This window comes from Vibrio sp. T13N (genome assembly GCF_032970445.1).
Lineage (GTDB): Bacteria > Pseudomonadota > Gammaproteobacteria > Enterobacterales > Vibrionaceae > Vibrio > Vibrio diabolicus.
On sequence record NZ_JAWJYE010000006.1, the window covers coordinates 191,222 to 207,029 of the forward strand.

A 15,808-nucleotide genomic window follows, 5' to 3' on the forward strand; every position below is an offset into this window, starting at 1 on the left:
ATGAAGGTTCGTCAGGTAATTTCCTTGGGCTTGATTATCCCTTCGGCAGCCGCCCATGCTGCCATTGCTAACAACGGTGTGCTGGATGACGTCGCATTACAGTTCATGACGGTCGCCAGTACCTGGACTGGCGTGATGACCAACTATGCCAGTTGGCTGTTCTGGCTGCTTGGTACTATCTCTCTGGTTTGGACCGGAGGAACCCTCCTCCTCCGCCAAGCGGATATCAGAGAATTTTTTGCCGAGTTTATCCGCTTCATAATGACCTTCGGCTTCTTTCTGTGGCTGCTACGTAATGGCCCTGAGTTTGCCACGTCCATCATCGATTCACTGAGAATCATTGGTGCAGAAGCTGCGGGGTTACCCCGTGAACTGACACCATCTGAGCCGATCAGTATTGCTCTGGATATTGTGGCTAAATCAGGCAATGCCTACAGCTTTTCCAGCCCCTTCGATAGCCTGGCAATCTTTATCATCACCCTGCTGATTGTCGTTTGTATGACGATCGTTTCTGCCAACGTGTTAGTGGCCTTGGTGTCGGCCTGGGTACTTTGTTATGCAGGCATCTTTGTCCTCGGCTTTGGCGGCTCGCGCTGGACTTCCGATATCGCCATTAACTATTTCCGCAACGTCCTTGGCCTGGCGTTAAAACTCATGACGATGACTCTCATGATCGGCATTGCGATGTCCATTATGGACTCATTCCTGGTCAACCTTTCTGACGACGCCCCCATGCGAGAGCTGCTGGTTATTTTCATCGTTGCGCTGGTCCTGGTGCTACTGATCCACTCCGTTCCCAATATCGTTGCCGGTCTCATCCCTGGCGCTGGGGCCGCCGCCAGTTCGGGCAACATCAGTGCCGGAGCAATGGCCGGGGCCGCAATGACCACAGGGGGGATGGCGGCTGGTGCAGTGATGAGTACTGCCGGTGGCGCATCCGCCCTTCAAGCCGCGTTTAAGTCGGCGACCAACTCAGAGATGGCTGAAATGATGACAGGCTCAATTGGCAGCGATTCTGCCAAGTCCGAAGAACCAAGTACAGGTGACACACCGTTCGCCAGAGCCGCAGGTATGGGGCGTGAGTCGAATTGAGTTTTCACTGGCCGGTAGACGGTTGGCTAAAGAATCACACACCGAAGTTCTGAGAGAACAGGTCTCCAGAATTTCACAATTAGGCTAGAGGAGAACAAGCATGGAACTACATTTCCCACCACAAAATTGGTCCGACTTTGGCGCATTCTTTGCGGTCATGTTTCTGGTAATGCTGGCGTTTTATTTTGCTGGTCAGTGGGCACACTCCACCAAATACAGTAAGCAGCTTTATCGCTTAGCTGACGTGCTGGAAGGGATTCAAAACAAAGTGGCCGATAAGGCGTATCGAGGAATGATGTCGTTGAATAAGCAAACCAACAAAACCAGAGATTGGCCGTTCAAGTAACACAAATAATCAAGACACACAGGCCGGTGCTCGCAACACCGGCCCGCATTTTCACATTAACCTTCCTGAGAGGTATAACATGACAGTTACTCATTATAGTGCACGCTTTAAAGATATAAAGTGCTCATTTTTCACCCTTACATGTTCTATCTTCAAAGGGTGACCCCATGACCAACAAAACCAATAGCAGCACCCGAAAAAATAAGCACCTCTTTAACAAGTATCGAGGAAAAAGGCTCAAAGCAGTACCAGAAACCACTCGTATAGTCTCAGACCGAGTCGCTAAATTCCCGGTACGTAGCTTTATGCTCCAATCGCTGGATATACGCCGCAAAGACGCTCGCCTCCGAATGTATCGAATACTCGAAACCTTAATTGATGCGGTAGATTGGTCGACTTTGCGTATCGGCGTAGCCAAAAAAGAGTTCTTGGACCCAATTACATACAAAGCCTTCATAAAACGCCATGAACGACTGCACAACGAAACGATTCCCCGCTCCACTTGGTACCGGTATATCCAAAAAATCACCAATGCGGGCTACTTAAATAGTATCACTGCAAAAATGAGTACGAGTGAAGGGAAGGTCTTCAACAAACCCGCTTATAAATGGTTCACGAAAAAATTCATGACAGAACTCGGGTTCAAAAAAGATTGGCTTTCTCAGCAGCAAGAGCACGCGCTGAAATCTCTCAAAGCTAAAGGGCTAAGTAATCAATGGCGAGTATTTAAAGGCCACAGTGCTCGCATAGCTCACTCTATGGCGATATCGCTGCAAACAACGCAGGACTATCGTTATTGCGAAGCAGAGCCTTTTAGCAACGAGAGCTGACGGTACCTAAACCAAGCTCAACACTTAAATACAACACGCCGGTTTACTCCGGTCATATTCGCACGCCTGGCATCTGGAAATGTTCAATTTTTCGCCACTAATGAGCAATTCTGACCCCAACCCAAACTCCAATTTCTACTGATTTACTCATCAATCACTGTTCAGTTGCCCTTAAAACGAAGCAATTTAACTCGTACAAACCATATCGTCGATAAAGTGAGACTCTAAAACGGGACCACGGAAAGCACGAGAAGTGAGAACTGTACATACTTCCTAACCTATTACTTCATGCATTGATTCATGCCTCGTACCTCCCCATGAATCAATGTTTTCGCGAACTAACGTTCGAATAGAATTTGAAGGTTTACGCTGCGCTATGCCCAAAGGGGCAAGCCCCTCTGGACTCCCATCGGGAGCTTGGTCACCGGCTGTCGGTATAGGTTACTTATTGAGCATTGGTGCACATGGTGAGATGATAGTTTTTACGCCAGGAAGGTAATCGCCTCAAACCACCAAAATCTTCTCACCGAGAGAGTCAGACGCAACATGAAAAGAAAAGTACCCAATACAGAGCCACCACGCCCCCTCACAGAGGCCGAAAAGGACAACTTGAGGAAAGATATGCAGGAGTCGTCAAAATGGGCCAAAGAGGAGCTGAGAAAGAGAAAAGAAGCCAGAGCATCAAATTATGAACAACTAAACCAGGATGGACCAAGACCACTCACGCCTGAAGAGATCGAAGATCTACGCCAGGAAATGAAAGATGCGTCGGCCAAGATGGCTGAAGTTTTGGAAAAGAGGTATCGCTCGGAGTCACGTCGCAACTAGGTAGGTAAAAGATAATTTGAGAATGTATAAGACGTTATATATTTTCCGAGGCAGAAGAAACAAGCAACCCGAACATAACTTATTGATATTAAATAACAAAAAACAACATGAAAATTTTAATACAGCTATTAGTTCTTCTTCATCAAGTTGAGCAACACCTCACATAAGAAAAATAAAGTTGTTTCATAGGGTGCTTTTACTATCATTGAGATGATATCTTCAAATCAAACGCAATAGAAATTTTATTGAAAGCACGGATTGCTTGTGTATAATTTGCGCGAATTTTTTCAAGGTGAATACAATGAATATTGTGGATATGGCTGTGTCTGAAACTCGTACTGCTGAGAAAGTAAGCAAACATCCTTCTACCTCCCAAAAGGCAACGGTATCTTCAATTCACCAGAAGAAAAAGATGATCGCATTCGAAAATGCAAAGAAAAACCTCAAGGTAGCAGCAAGTAAGCTTGATTGGTAAAGTTGTTATGTCTGATAATATGACCCTATATGCGCAATCTATAGGGACTTATGATGCCAGCAGAAACTGTTACGAGTATATCCCCTTCACAATCTCCTTCGGCGGCGAATAGCGGCTATAGAAACTCGCTTGAAGCTATACGTTCTAGACACTCACAAGAGCTCGTTATAGGCCTCTGTGGTGCTGTTGGTGCAGGAATTAATAGACTGAAAAGCGTCGTAATTACTGAACTAAAGTCCGCCAACTATCATGTAGAACACATAAAGCTCAGTGACTTAATTGCAGCTACCCAACCAGATCCAGAATCCATACTCAGTTTACGTGGATTTCAGCGCTACAATACTCTACAGGATCTAGGAGATCAGCTTAGAAAGCAGCATTCAAACACTACAGTTGCCGAAATTGGCATTCGCAGAATACATCTAATCAGAAACTCAATATTTGGTGATGGAAGTGATAGTGGTAAAGCTGTCAAAGTCACTAAAAAAGTAGCGTATGTCATTGATCAGATAAAACACCACGATGAAGTAGCTCTGTTTCAAGAAGTCTATAGAAAAAACTTCTATCTCATTGGCCTTCTGAGAACTAAAGATCAAAGAGAGAAGAACCTCAAGGAAGAAGGCATTACAGACAGTACCGAAGCGATAAAGCTCATAGAAAGAGATCGGAATAGTAATGACAAATTTGGTCAGCATGTGGAGAAAGCAATCCAAATGTCAGACTACTTTATCAGAAACCTCGATGATACTACAGAACTCAGTCGGTCTATAAAAAGATTCATAAACCTGGTTCATGGAGTCGGGAATCACACACCCACTAGAGATGAGAGAGGCATTTACTCAGCTCAATCAGCATCGCTCTCTTCAGCTTGCCTATCTAGACAAGTAGGCGCTGCAATCATGGATGATAAAGGGAAAATAATTGCTACAGGCTGCAATGATGTCCCTCAGTTTGGAGGAGGCCTCTACGATAACGACAGCAAAAAAGACTTGCGTTGTTATAACCAATTAGGATGTCAAAACGATAAACACAAATTACAACTTAAAGAGCAGATAAAACAGATTCTTGTCGATGAAGGAATCTCTGAACCAGGAAGAGTTGCTGACATTATCTTCAACAATTCAAAAGCAAAATCACTTATTGAGTATTCCAGAGCAATACATGCCGAAATGGATGCAATTGTCTCTCTAGCTCGCAGTAGCGGAGCAAGTACTATTGGAAAAACTTTGTATTGTACAACGTTTCCTTGTCACAATTGTGCCAGACATATCGTAGCTGCAGGTATTACAAGCGTCGTTTACATTGAGCCTTACGAAAAAAGCTTAGCCCTCGATTTACATAGTGATGCAATTTGCCAAATAGATAGCCCAAATAACGATAAATTAGTACTAAAGAATTTTGAGGGCGTTTCACCAAACAGGTACGCAGAGTTCTTTATCTATAAGAAAGAGCGTAAGAATAGCGAAGGTGAAGTAATTAATTATGAATTGCCTACCTCCAATCAAGTAGAGCCACATCAACTAGACTGCTACGTAGATTATGAAGTTAAAGTCGCCGACTTTGCCAATCAATCAGTTGGAGAAGATTCATATTCTGCCCCTGATACATGATATGGAAATTATAAAGTTTTTAGTTCCGAGAACCATCGTCGCTTATTTTGTAAAGGTGGTTGTAATCCTGAATTAAATACCAAGAGACGGAACTGTGTGAGATGCAAATATGGCGAAAATTAACTATTGACGCCATACTCATGGCGTTATTTAGTTTTGCAAAAATATACTTCCGCCTCTTCTTTTGCACTTCCATTCAAGCCTTTATAATATTCTCCACTTTTGAACCCTTACACTGTTGTTCAAAATTGACAATTTTATTACTACCACCAATTACTATTACTTTAATTGGTTGAAAACTTGCGAAGCAAAGACACGCTGTAACGAACCAGGCAGTTTTTCTGAAGCGTTGAAAACCCATCAAGTTGAAGATTGGATTAACTAACAACCTAAATGGCCACCACACCAATACGACTAATATATAAATCATCCAACCGAGGTGAGAAAATGACTGTTCAGGGAATAATCCCTTGAGCAAAAGATCTCCGTAGCTTTTTATAAATAGTAATCCTAAAAGCAATCCATATAAAGCATATATTCGTAACCCATGAGCAAATATTTTATAAGAAATGTCTTTGTAGTAATTAACATTACCTACTCGTAAACAGTACCAAGCAGTAAAAACTAAAGATAATGTGGCTGCATACAGGATACCATTAGCGATATAGATCGCGACTATGTGAACTGGATTAAATACAGATATTGTTTTGAATACAGCCCAAGACTTTTCAACTAAGGCTAAAAATAAACACGCGACTGACAAGAATCCTAATGCATTAAAAATGTCAACACCGGAATGCTGAAGCTGGGTAGAGCATGCATAACTATTATCTAAGACTGGATTCTTGATAAATCCAACCATTCGCTTCCTAAATTCCGGAAAAGGTATTTCATCTAGCACTCTTGCCAACATTTGTCGATAATTATCCATACTATCCATACTATCCCTACTATCCCTACTATCCCTACTATCCCTACTATCCCTACTATCCCTACTATCCCTACTACATAATGATGAGAACAGTTGCAAAATACAAGGCGCTACATTTTGGAAACCAAAACTCGTGATATGTATTTTTTCAATTCATTCGCCTTGTTAGAGTAAATTACGAAGAAAGTAACTTGTTTCCTTTCTTTTTATATCTCGAGATAAGGATTCAAGACCCGGATATATAAAAGATTCCGATATACCTAATGCTTGCAAGTCATGGAAAATTTGTAGTGAATATTCATATGGTATAAATATTTTATTCAAAATATTTCGTAATGCAGTGTAATAATCCAATGGCCATATATTTGCACCATGCAGAGTAAAGTGCCCCGATTGCGATCTAATTCTTGTATCTATATGACTAGATTGAACCGCAATTGGTGTATAATTACTGCTTGGTTTATTCATTGGATCAAAATAAGAATCCCACTTATCAGGCTCTTCAGATATGTAAATTTTGTCTGATCTACCAATAGAGGTTTTATTTAATTTGGATGGACTAACAACAAATACTGCAGCACCATGAGGGCAAAACTCATCATGTTCCAAAAATTCTTCTGAAGCGGTATGATCATATATCTTTTCTTCTTCTGATTTTGGAAATGATTCTAATGCAAAAAACAAAGCAACTAGGGCATTTTCCGTCCAATCCAGCAATCTGGTAGGTAACCCATAATGTTGCATCAAAAACATCCATTCGAAATTATTTTTAGGCTCTCGACCTAAAAATGGCATTGCTCTCGATTTAAATTCGTAAAACATCCTTTCAGGATTGATTCCTGTAACTGTTCCACCTTCGGAGATGACTATTTGTCCGTCTTCGACTTGATTACCTCTACCATCCGTCAATGGAACACTATCACGCAGAACAGATGGTGTAAGTCTATATGAGGCATTTGCGTGACCACGAAACCATGCATCATCCACTTGGTCTACAATAGATGTCGCTATTGATATATACTCTGATAAAGATGTTGCAACATATTTTTCCAAATGTAACTCCGAATTTAATTATTATCACTCTAAAGCCATGTTAAGGTGTGAGCAACGCAATACCGATTCCGCCGCATACCACCTTAAACGCCAAACACAACGCATAGTGAAAATGCCACGCGTTGCGAATCACTCTTAAACAGTTTGTATACAGTATTTATTTGCAAAACGATTTCTTAAAGTTGTTGTACCACTTTGTACTCCAAGACATTTGCTGACAAAGGAACAGTAACTCTTTTTCATCGTTTACATTATTCCTAGTTATTAGGTCATGAGTGGACTTGTTGACAATTAAGCCATTATCCAAATAGTGGGCAATTTGAGGATAGGCACTTTTGCTACGTATGTGTGAAAACTCAGCTGTCCTTATATTCAAATCATCTCCAGTCAACTCATCCTTCGTTATTTTATGGACTTTGATTCTTATTGATTTTAGTCTTTTCAGCTTTTCTGAAGTTTGCTCATAGCGTTTAGCTCTAAGTTCTCGAGCTCGAGAACATCGGCGTGTCGCAACCAATAGTGCATAGGAATACTCCAAATAGTCTTCTGTATTTAGTTTTCCTGCGTAATTTACTCGCTCGTCCAAGTTTTTACACAATGAAGAACCACTAACATAAATATCCCCATTTTCTACTACAATTTTTTCATTGTTCGGCAGCTTTGAAACCCAGTATTTTGCATTTCCCTTAGTGGTTCTAATTACGGTATGCAATTTGCTTGATTCAACCCAAACAATACCCTCATCATTTATTATCCCAATTTTATCCCAAGCATTATCAATACCTTTTATGGTTTTAGAGTCTAAGTGCTCAAACTGCTCCATGCTTGGTTTTTTATACAAACCCTTAACGCTTTCACTCTTAAAAGGTAACAACTCATGCATCATTGCACCATTTCATTATAAATATCATTCAAAGCTCTTGTTGCTGCTTCTGAACGACTATCACTACATACGTCAGGATGTATTGCTTTCAGCACTTTATTTCTCCATTTTTTAGCAACAGATTTGTCTTTATAATGATTAACATCTACTTCTAAAAAATCGAGCCTAATCTTTCCGGATGTGTATAAGAGTACAAAGATGTACTTATTACTTTCAGATATGAAATCTCCATCTGATTTTTGTGGTTCTGAAATGTACAAGGCGCGAAGAGATGTTATTTTATCGAATAGTTCATTCCACCCTCTTGCATTAATTGATGAAATATTTTCAAGGTCACAATTTATCTTTTCCTTTACTGATTTAAAGCTTCCCAATTTCTTTAATGCTCTGAGTGAGTCGCAATCCCTCCAGTCCATTATTATCTCCTTACTATAAATACTACTAACGCCTCAATCAGCCGACGCAATAGCGGTCGGCTGCATTGATTTGTTAAATTTTAGTTATCCTTTTGGAGGGAAAGGATCGTTACCGTGGCTATCTTTTCCACCAATTTGGCCGTCCTTATTATGAATAACCAACTCAGTATTTTGATTTTGGCTAATTTCTCTCGCTCGATCTACCGCATCCTGTTTTCTGTCAAAATGACCAGATGAACGTTGCCCGCCGCTCTGCTTAATGTCCCAGCCACCATCAGGGTTTGGAACAACGTGCGTAGATTTACCACTCATAACACTCCCTCCTATGGTGTGTACTCAGTTTCTTGGCATTTTGGACAAGGCGGTAAAGTATCGGAGTTGTCATCTAATACAACCACCTGTCCGCAGTTATCACATGTGTATGCACCTTTTCCTGGTTTTTCCCCAGTGGTAGACATATCGTTTCTCCATTCAATTCCCTAGAAATGGCACTGCACTTGCCGTGAGGGATACGCGGAAAGATGCCAAGAAATTTAACAGTCTTTTTTAAGCAGACATTGTTTATATGAGATTTTAAGAAAACACAGACACCATCATATCAATGCACTGATTTATATGGTCAATTCTACTAAACACTCTGCAACTACAGAACATGTCTATCTCACCACCAATAATCTACTAAGCTCATAATCTGCCATTGATAAAAGGCGGTCAAGAAATGACAAAAGAAACGTGTCTATTATGTGCTGACTAGCCGGTTTTGTTGTGGGGAAATATTGCCTCTTCGCTCTTGGGGTACAGGAGTGGTGAAGGGCTCGATCGGAGAGTTCTGATATCACAGAGTGTGAGTACTGTACCGAAAAAAAGGTACACTACCGGTACAGTCACTAGTTTTGACAACTTTAGAGAAACTACGCTAAACTACTGTTTAGTAAATACTTTAAGGTATTTTTAGTTACGCTTAATTTACCTCGGTTTTCCTAGACTTACTGCGTTAGTGGCTAACTCATAATCGATTGGTCCGCAGTTCAAGTCTGCGAGGGGCCACCATATTCTAGAAGGTTCGTGGAGAAATCTACGGGCCTTTGTCTTTTCTGGTCCGGTCTATATCCGGTCCGCAATTACTTCCTGTACGCTCTGGTCCATTAGGTCAGCCTAAAGACTCCACGTACTCACCACAGAGTCACACTTCCCCTATCAGAGTGATATCAGCCATCAGAACCTTCTCTCGTCTGTACAGCACGAATCAGAGCAGATACATACCACTCAACACCAGGCCTAAACCTCAGGAAAAACTCCACGCTGGAACCAACAAAAATATAACCAACACCCTGTCCATTAGCTGAAGTTATTAATATAGATATGGGATGGATAGCTAGTTCAGTGGCGGGAAGGACACCCATGCTCCTAAAAACTCCCAGAACTAGCCAGTCAGGAAAAAACAGCATTCAATGATGACCGATTACCCTCAGTGGTAATCGGTCTATTATCTCGTAAGTAATTTAGGCCAGTAATCATCTACACTCCACCACAGCACCAGAAACAACAGCTAATCACTGGACTGGTATTCATACTCAGAACGGAATTACCAACAGCACACTGGATTACAGCGCGAACCTGCTATGAGTTAGGGTGTCAAGTTGGGTTGATGGAATCAGATGGAACTCCCGTCGACGACGACGGCAAACTGGACGGAAAACCTAAATAGGAAATTTACATTAGGGTTCGTGTCCAGCTCGGTATCTAGCCAAAAATCGCAGCTAAAGACCGGACCGACGACGCCGTCGCGATAACTATAGAAACTACATCATGCAGGAAGTTAGGCAGGATAAGCCTTAGAGGAAGATTACAGGGTCAGTCTGATGTGACCGACCCAGCGATCTAGGATTTTAGTTAGTAGTAGATGACTCTCTAACAGTTCTTTGGCTAGAGAGTTGAGAAGATTGAGAGGTTACTTTTAATCTGAAAATTTGTTGTTGCCATTGAGGCCAAGCTGCCATTTTCTGCTCAGCCTTCTCCAAGTGTTCGACTAGAGCTCTGTTATCAACTTTTTTCATCATAAGTTCCTGTTAGCTAGCACTTTTTATCATTAAAGATTTTGAAATGCTCACCTGTTAATGCTGAGGAAAATTCCTCGCTTGCAATATATTGGATTGGGTTAGGTTTTAGCTTAAGTTTAGCTGATTCTCTACTCCAGTCTACAGTCTCACCTGAAGATTTTTTGCGCTTTATCTCTCGACCATTACCTAAAGTCATAGAAAAGAAGTTCAAGAAACTTCTTGGTCCAACTCCAACAAATGGCTCAAAGGATACTTTATCTTCACAATAACCTTCTGAAATTGCATCAGAGTGAAACTCAAACGCCTTACTTTTTGCATATGGCTCAACATATACAACTCTCAATACTCCCGCAGCAATTATGTGTTTCGCACAGTTATGACATGGGAAAGTTGTACAATACAGCGTTGTCTCTAAAGTACTATTATTGGTTCTACCACAAGATAAAATAGCCTCCATTTCAGCATGTACGACTCTTCCATACTCTGTGATATCTTTTAATTTTGTATTTTTTAGTTTTTTGTTTAATTCAGCAGAGCTCTCAAGTCCCAGTTTGTCAATGATATCGTCAATGACCTCTTGAATTGCTTTTTTGTTAGCATCATAACCACGCATGTAATCTCTACCGTCATGACTATCTGCTATCCGAGTATTTGAACTATCTAAGGAAGGCCAGTACAAACCACCTTTAGATCTAGGGACATCATTCGCCCCTGTTGATATGATATTGTTATCTTTGGTTAATACTGCGCCAACTTGTCTTGATAAGTCAGCAGATCGACTAGATGCAGAGAAAGCCATATACATGGCATATTCATCAAAAGTGGGAGTAAGAAATGGGTATCCGAATATCAGCTTAAATACGCGCTCCACATCAGCCCTATTTTTATTAAGATTTTGATCTTCATCGATAAAAAAATCAGCTAAGTGGAAAGTATCTCTTGTATGCTGCCCATGACCGTTATTTGGTCCTTCATCCTCATCTCTGGAGATAAGTTTCTTTACAACATCGCTATCTTCAGTACTTCTACGTTTATTATCAAGTGATTGAAATCGACTTTCGTAGCTAGCATGTATCCCTATGACAAATAAACTGTTGCCATAAGTTTCTCTTAAAGCAGCAACCTCATCAGGGTGTTTCAGTGATCGAATTATCCATGCTTTCTTACTTAATGGCTGAGGCTCACGATCACCTAAAATTTCAGCTCGTCGTTGAGATATTTCGGTAATAGCAGCGTATGCTAAAGCTGCATTATCTTCAGTCAAATTGCGATATTCATTGCCAAGATTCATGAAGTAATTGATAGTTTCAAGTTTTGATAAACCTTCAGGCACAGGTTGAAGTGCGTGCAAAAAACCAGATGAAACTCGAATTACTTCAGGTTTAAAGTCGTACAACTCTAGTTCATCTGACATTAAGTTAATGAATCGACTCAGGTCTGTTCCAACGGCTGAAACTAAAGCTATAACTATTTCTGAAAAGCTCTCTTCCTCTGCCTCTAATCCATCATTAGCATGTATTTTGTTTTTATCACTCATAAACGATATTCAATCAAATAAGCAAATGCATCAATATACATAATGATAAAAAATACAAGCGGTGCAAATATTAACCTTTAAAATGTTATGTATATCTTATTTAACTTAAAGTGTGAACTTAAGTAGCCCCTATTAGGCTACTTAAGGTAATTACTCATTCACACCTCTCAACCAACTCAGCAACATTCGCACTTACCTCTCTCAGCCTTGAACTAGCTAAATGAGCATATCTTGTACTGGTCTGTGGCGACTGATGCCCCAACAAATACTGAACATCATAGAGCGTTGCATTGCCACTATTGATCAAAATTGAAGCAAAGCTATGCCTRAGGTCATGAATACGAAAATTATCGGTTATACCAGCGGCGGCTTTAATCCGAGCAAATGCCTTCTTCGGATGGGCGATAGGTCTACCGGGTGCATCTCCGGCAAAGATATAGGGGTTCTTCGGTTGTTGAAATCGTCGTTGATCATGGATGACCTCCTTAGCTAGGTGGTTGAGCAGGACCGTTCTCGACAATCCCGACTTAGTGTGTGGTAGAAATAGGCTCCAATTGCCATCGTCGTCGACAGTAAGACACTCCCATTTTGAGCTGGTTATCTCACCTATACGCATCCCAGTAAGCAGGGCGAATTTCAATGCATTAGCTTGGGTGCAATTCGGTTCTTCGTTACATGCTTTGATGAAGGCAGAAACCTCCGCCCGTGACAGGAAACGTTGACGAACGTTATTTTCCTTCAATTTCCTGATGTACTGACCGGGATTAGAATCAACATAGCCCCATTCCATTGCCAGTCTGAACATGCGAAGGACTAAGGAATGTAGACGGTTCACCGTTGCAGGCTTCCTACCTTCTAGTAACCCGTCCAACAATTTCTGAATATCCTGCTGACCGATATCAGTGAGAGGTTTCTTGCCCCACTTTGGATAGAAATGGAGCTTAAGACTACCCGCATCACTTTTAGCCGTGAGTTTATTCATCATTGCATACGGTAAGTAGTGCAGCTCCGCGAAGTCTTGAAACGATAGTACGTTGCGCTTTTCGTCTCGAATAGCCTTGAGGTCATTACCTAGAGCAATTTCCCGTTTATCATGACCTCAGGCATAGCTTTGCCTCAATCCTGATCAACTCAGGCAATGCGACTCTATATGATGTTCAGCATTTATTGGGGCATCAGTCGCCACAGACTAGTACGAGGTATGCTCATTTGGCTAGTTCAAGGCTGAGAGAAGTCAGTGCGAATGTGGCGGAGTTGGTGGGGATGTGAGCCATTAAGTCATAGAAGCAGTGATTATTATATCCACTGCTTTTTTAGCTCATTGATGCCTCAAAGTTTGTTGCAACACGCACTCTTTCCTCGATATGAGTTAGGCTACTTCACCTTAATGCTTTCAATACCACTTGGAACTAGAATCATTGCAATCGATCCTTTCTAAATCGCGAGTGCCCAATAACCGCCTGTGCGAACTCGGTACTCAGTGTACAACTGTTACAGATAGTTGGATTAAGCAACAGGGCATCAGCTTACTTTATTGAACTGGCAGAAATGCTGGAGAATGACGAGTTTAGCTATTAGTGAACCTTATATAAGTCAGTAGTCACGTGACTAACTTACTTATACTTCACAACTGATTACTACGCCCAATCCCCCAACATTTACAATAACGTCCGTAACTGCTGAATTGATGCAACTGGTTGATCTTTTCCATTAGTAGTTGAATATGGCATGCCGCTTTTTCTGGGGTTATACGAAAAAACTCTTTATCAACATGATACGCCTCAAGCTCATCATGGATGCGTTGCTCAATACGCTTGCAGTCACTCCAGACAAAAAAATCCATATACTTTTGCCATTTACCCGGCACACCCGTTGAAGAATTCAGCTCCAAACAACGCGCTTCTGTCTCTCTTCCCTCAGTGAAACCAATCTTCACAATCCCATCGATGGTTTCGTTACTCAGAATGTAAATATACCCAAATTTCATGTCACTTCCTTATCTTCTTTTTTATCACTGTAAATCCGCATTTATTTCCCGTCAATAAAAATGAATATCCATTTTTTCAATGGTAAATAAAATGGATATTAGTTTTCATGGTTCTTAAATTGGGTTTTAATGAATGATTTTTGATTTTTATATTGACTATTGAAATTGATTGTCGTAATTTTTAACCACGCCAACACGTAATTACCCCAAGGAGTAGGTTATGTACTTAACACCTGTTATTGTTTCGGAACACCTAGGCAAGAAAACACTAACTGGCACAATGTCGCTAAAAGACATTGCTAGCCAAATTCAACACGGTTCAATCAGCGTCAACCCGGATGCGCAGCGTTCATTGGGGGCTGACCAGACACAGACCACCAAATACCTGCTATCAACCAATGAGATTGGCAAGTCGAAGCGTATGCAAAGCTTTTGTAACTTCATGAATCGCATTTTGCGCAACATCCAAAATGGCAAAGTTGACGAAGGGTTTTTAGGCTGCATCCAATTGATTGTCGATGAGAACAACGAAGGTTTGACGCTGAAAATCGTTGAGCCTGAAAAAGATGAGAAGCTGTCACACAGCGTCGCACTACTTTTTGAGTCAATGGGTAAAGTTCAACAACTGGCTGTCATGAAAGCAGACCCAGGTTTTGGAAAAGAGTACGCACAAATTGGTGACGGCCAAGGTCGCAGTGTGGGTTTCTACCACTGGTACAATAGCTTCCTAAATCAAAAAGCCGCATTACAAAAGCTGATCCAAAAGAAAGAGAAAAAAGCAGAAGACACCGGTAACGAACAGCTACTACTCAACCAACTCTTAAGCTTAGAGCCTCTGTTGAACGAAGTGTTTGACCATACTCGCGTCTCTTTCATGATTTATGCGAAAAACGTTGATGAAAACGGAAACGTACAAGGGTTAGGCATTGATGCCCAGCGCCGCCTTTACATCGAAGGTAACGCGTTGAACTCACAAGCCTCAACCGAGCAAATCATGAAGTACGAGAACTACAGCCCAATCATCTTAGATCTTATTGATATCCGTAGTGAGATTGAGTGGATGGCGCCGAAGTTCATCGAAGAAGATGCCAAGAGCATTGGTAAATCCAGCGTCAAAGTCTTCACATTATCTGCGGTGGCCAAAGCGCACTGCTGGGCAATCTGTAACCACGACAAGCCAATAGAAAAAGTCTCGGATGAAATGATTGTCGATGTCGAAGACAGAACCACCTTCGTTCGCAACTTCTGGAAGAAGATTGACAGCATTTTCGGTGAGATTTGGATAGAGCATGATGACGACAAAAAAGATCGCACTGCCTACCTCAAAGACATGAGAGACAACAAGCGTTGCGTACTCTTCCAGAACATCTTCTTACAGGCGCTGGGGCAGACGTGTTACCGACTGGGTCGCCATGCCGGTTGGGATAAAGAATACGACTTCGCCATCTTAGATAAACTGTCACCAAGCAAAGTGAACTACAACGCCTTCGATGAAGACTGCGACCAATGGAACAGTATTTGGACCGACGCATTGATGAAACCAAACCAAAGTGGTGGTTTTGCCTTTAACAACGTCACCGACTCCATAACGAAAACGCGCAACAAGTTAGTCGAGCTACTGGAACTTGCGCAGAGCGAGCAGTCAGCCGAAGAGCAGGCTTCGTTTGAGTTCGAGTAATCGCGAGAAAAGAGGGCTCTGAGCATAAAAAATCAGAGCCCTTAATACTGATGGCTTCGGGTATCAGCATGGTTGGATTATG

At 41.6% G+C, this 15,808-nt stretch carries 15 protein-coding genes and 2 pseudogenes; 8 read left to right on the forward strand and 9 right to left on the reverse strand.

Annotation, left to right across the window (positions count from 1 at the left end; all coding sequences use genetic code 11):
- From trbL to R2S67_RS12200, 6 genes are all read left to right on the forward strand, one after another.
- Nucleotides 1-1,092 (forward strand): P-type conjugative transfer protein TrbL, encoded by a 1,092-nt coding sequence (trbL, locus tag R2S67_RS12175; protein ID WP_317344621.1) that lies wholly within the window; start codon nucleotides 1-3, stop codon nucleotides 1,090-1,092.
- Between the two features lie 100 nt (nucleotides 1,093-1,192).
- Nucleotides 1,193-1,438, forward strand: a complete 246-nt coding sequence (locus R2S67_RS12180) for a hypothetical protein (protein ID WP_317344622.1) — start codon at nucleotides 1,193-1,195, stop codon at nucleotides 1,436-1,438.
- 167 nt (nucleotides 1,439-1,605) lie between these two features.
- Complete coding sequence (locus R2S67_RS12185) at nucleotides 1,606-2,268, forward strand: hypothetical protein (protein ID WP_317344624.1); 663 nt, start codon at nucleotides 1,606-1,608, stop codon at nucleotides 2,266-2,268.
- 546 nt (nucleotides 2,269-2,814) lie between these two features.
- Complete coding sequence (locus tag R2S67_RS12190; RefSeq protein WP_317344626.1) at nucleotides 2,815-3,096, forward strand: hypothetical protein; 282 nt, start codon at nucleotides 2,815-2,817, stop codon at nucleotides 3,094-3,096.
- Nucleotides 3,097-3,397: 301 nt separating this feature from the next.
- Nucleotides 3,398-3,571: a hypothetical protein gene (locus R2S67_RS12195; protein WP_158141135.1), complete on the forward strand. Its 174-nt coding sequence runs from the start codon at nucleotides 3,398-3,400 to the stop codon at nucleotides 3,569-3,571.
- Between the two features lie 53 nt (nucleotides 3,572-3,624).
- Nucleotides 3,625-5,181, forward strand: coding sequence for an anti-phage dCTP deaminase (locus R2S67_RS12200; protein WP_158141445.1), 1,557 nt, complete (start codon nucleotides 3,625-3,627; stop codon nucleotides 5,179-5,181).
- Nucleotides 5,182-5,377: 196 nt separating this feature from the next.
- On the opposite strand, the gene R2S67_RS12205 is transcribed toward R2S67_RS12200, so the two are convergent.
- From R2S67_RS12205 to R2S67_RS12240, 8 genes and pseudogenes are all read right to left on the reverse strand, one after another.
- Nucleotides 5,378-6,121 (reverse strand): hypothetical protein, encoded by a 744-nt coding sequence (locus R2S67_RS12205; RefSeq protein ID WP_317344628.1) that lies wholly within the window; start codon nucleotides 6,119-6,121, stop codon nucleotides 5,378-5,380.
- 156 nt (nucleotides 6,122-6,277) lie between these two features.
- A complete protein-coding gene (locus tag R2S67_RS12210; protein ID WP_317344629.1) occupies nucleotides 6,278-7,165 on the reverse strand; it encodes an FRG domain-containing protein in 888 nt (295 codons plus the stop codon).
- A 157-nt stretch (nucleotides 7,166-7,322) separates the two neighbouring features.
- Nucleotides 7,323-8,051, reverse strand: a complete 729-nt coding sequence (locus tag R2S67_RS12215) for a hypothetical protein (protein ID WP_317344631.1) — start codon at nucleotides 8,049-8,051, stop codon at nucleotides 7,323-7,325.
- Nucleotides 8,048-8,464 carry a hypothetical protein gene (locus tag R2S67_RS12220; protein ID WP_317344633.1) on the reverse strand — a complete coding sequence of 139 codons (417 nt, stop codon included), beginning with the start codon at nucleotides 8,462-8,464 and terminating at the stop codon, nucleotides 8,048-8,050. The genes R2S67_RS12215 and R2S67_RS12220 overlap by 4 nt, the downstream gene beginning before the upstream one ends.
- An 84-nt stretch (nucleotides 8,465-8,548) precedes the next feature.
- Complete coding sequence (locus tag R2S67_RS12225; RefSeq protein WP_317344635.1) at nucleotides 8,549-8,776, reverse strand: DUF2188 domain-containing protein; 228 nt, start codon at nucleotides 8,774-8,776, stop codon at nucleotides 8,549-8,551.
- 11 nt (nucleotides 8,777-8,787) lie between these two features.
- Nucleotides 8,788-8,922 (reverse strand): zinc ribbon-containing protein, encoded by a 135-nt coding sequence (locus R2S67_RS12230; RefSeq protein ID WP_082038639.1) that lies wholly within the window; start codon nucleotides 8,920-8,922, stop codon nucleotides 8,788-8,790.
- Between the two features lie 1,615 nt (nucleotides 8,923-10,537).
- Complete coding sequence (locus R2S67_RS12235) at nucleotides 10,538-12,061, reverse strand: anti-phage dCTP deaminase (RefSeq protein WP_317344639.1); 1,524 nt, start codon at nucleotides 12,059-12,061, stop codon at nucleotides 10,538-10,540.
- Between the two features lie 154 nt (nucleotides 12,062-12,215).
- Nucleotides 12,216-13,151, reverse strand: a pseudogene (locus R2S67_RS12240) (tyrosine-type recombinase/integrase); the annotation flags it as partial.
- Nucleotides 13,152-13,153: 2 nt separating this feature from the next.
- On the opposite strand from R2S67_RS12240, the pseudogene R2S67_RS12245 reads away from it, so the two are divergent.
- Nucleotides 13,154-13,330: pseudogene (locus R2S67_RS12245) on the forward strand (tyrosine-type recombinase/integrase); the annotation flags it as partial.
- 355 nt (nucleotides 13,331-13,685) lie between these two features.
- On the opposite strand, the gene R2S67_RS12250 reads toward R2S67_RS12245, so the two are convergent.
- Nucleotides 13,686-14,048, reverse strand: coding sequence for a GIY-YIG nuclease family protein (locus R2S67_RS12250; RefSeq protein ID WP_317344640.1), 363 nt, complete (start codon nucleotides 14,046-14,048; stop codon nucleotides 13,686-13,688).
- A gap of 220 nt (nucleotides 14,049-14,268) precedes the next feature.
- On the opposite strand from R2S67_RS12250, the gene R2S67_RS12255 reads away from it, so the two are divergent.
- A complete protein-coding gene (locus R2S67_RS12255; protein WP_317344642.1) occupies nucleotides 14,269-15,726 on the forward strand; it encodes a DNA sulfur modification protein DndB in 1,458 nt (485 codons plus the stop codon).
- Nucleotides 15,727-15,808 lie beyond the last annotated feature (82 nt).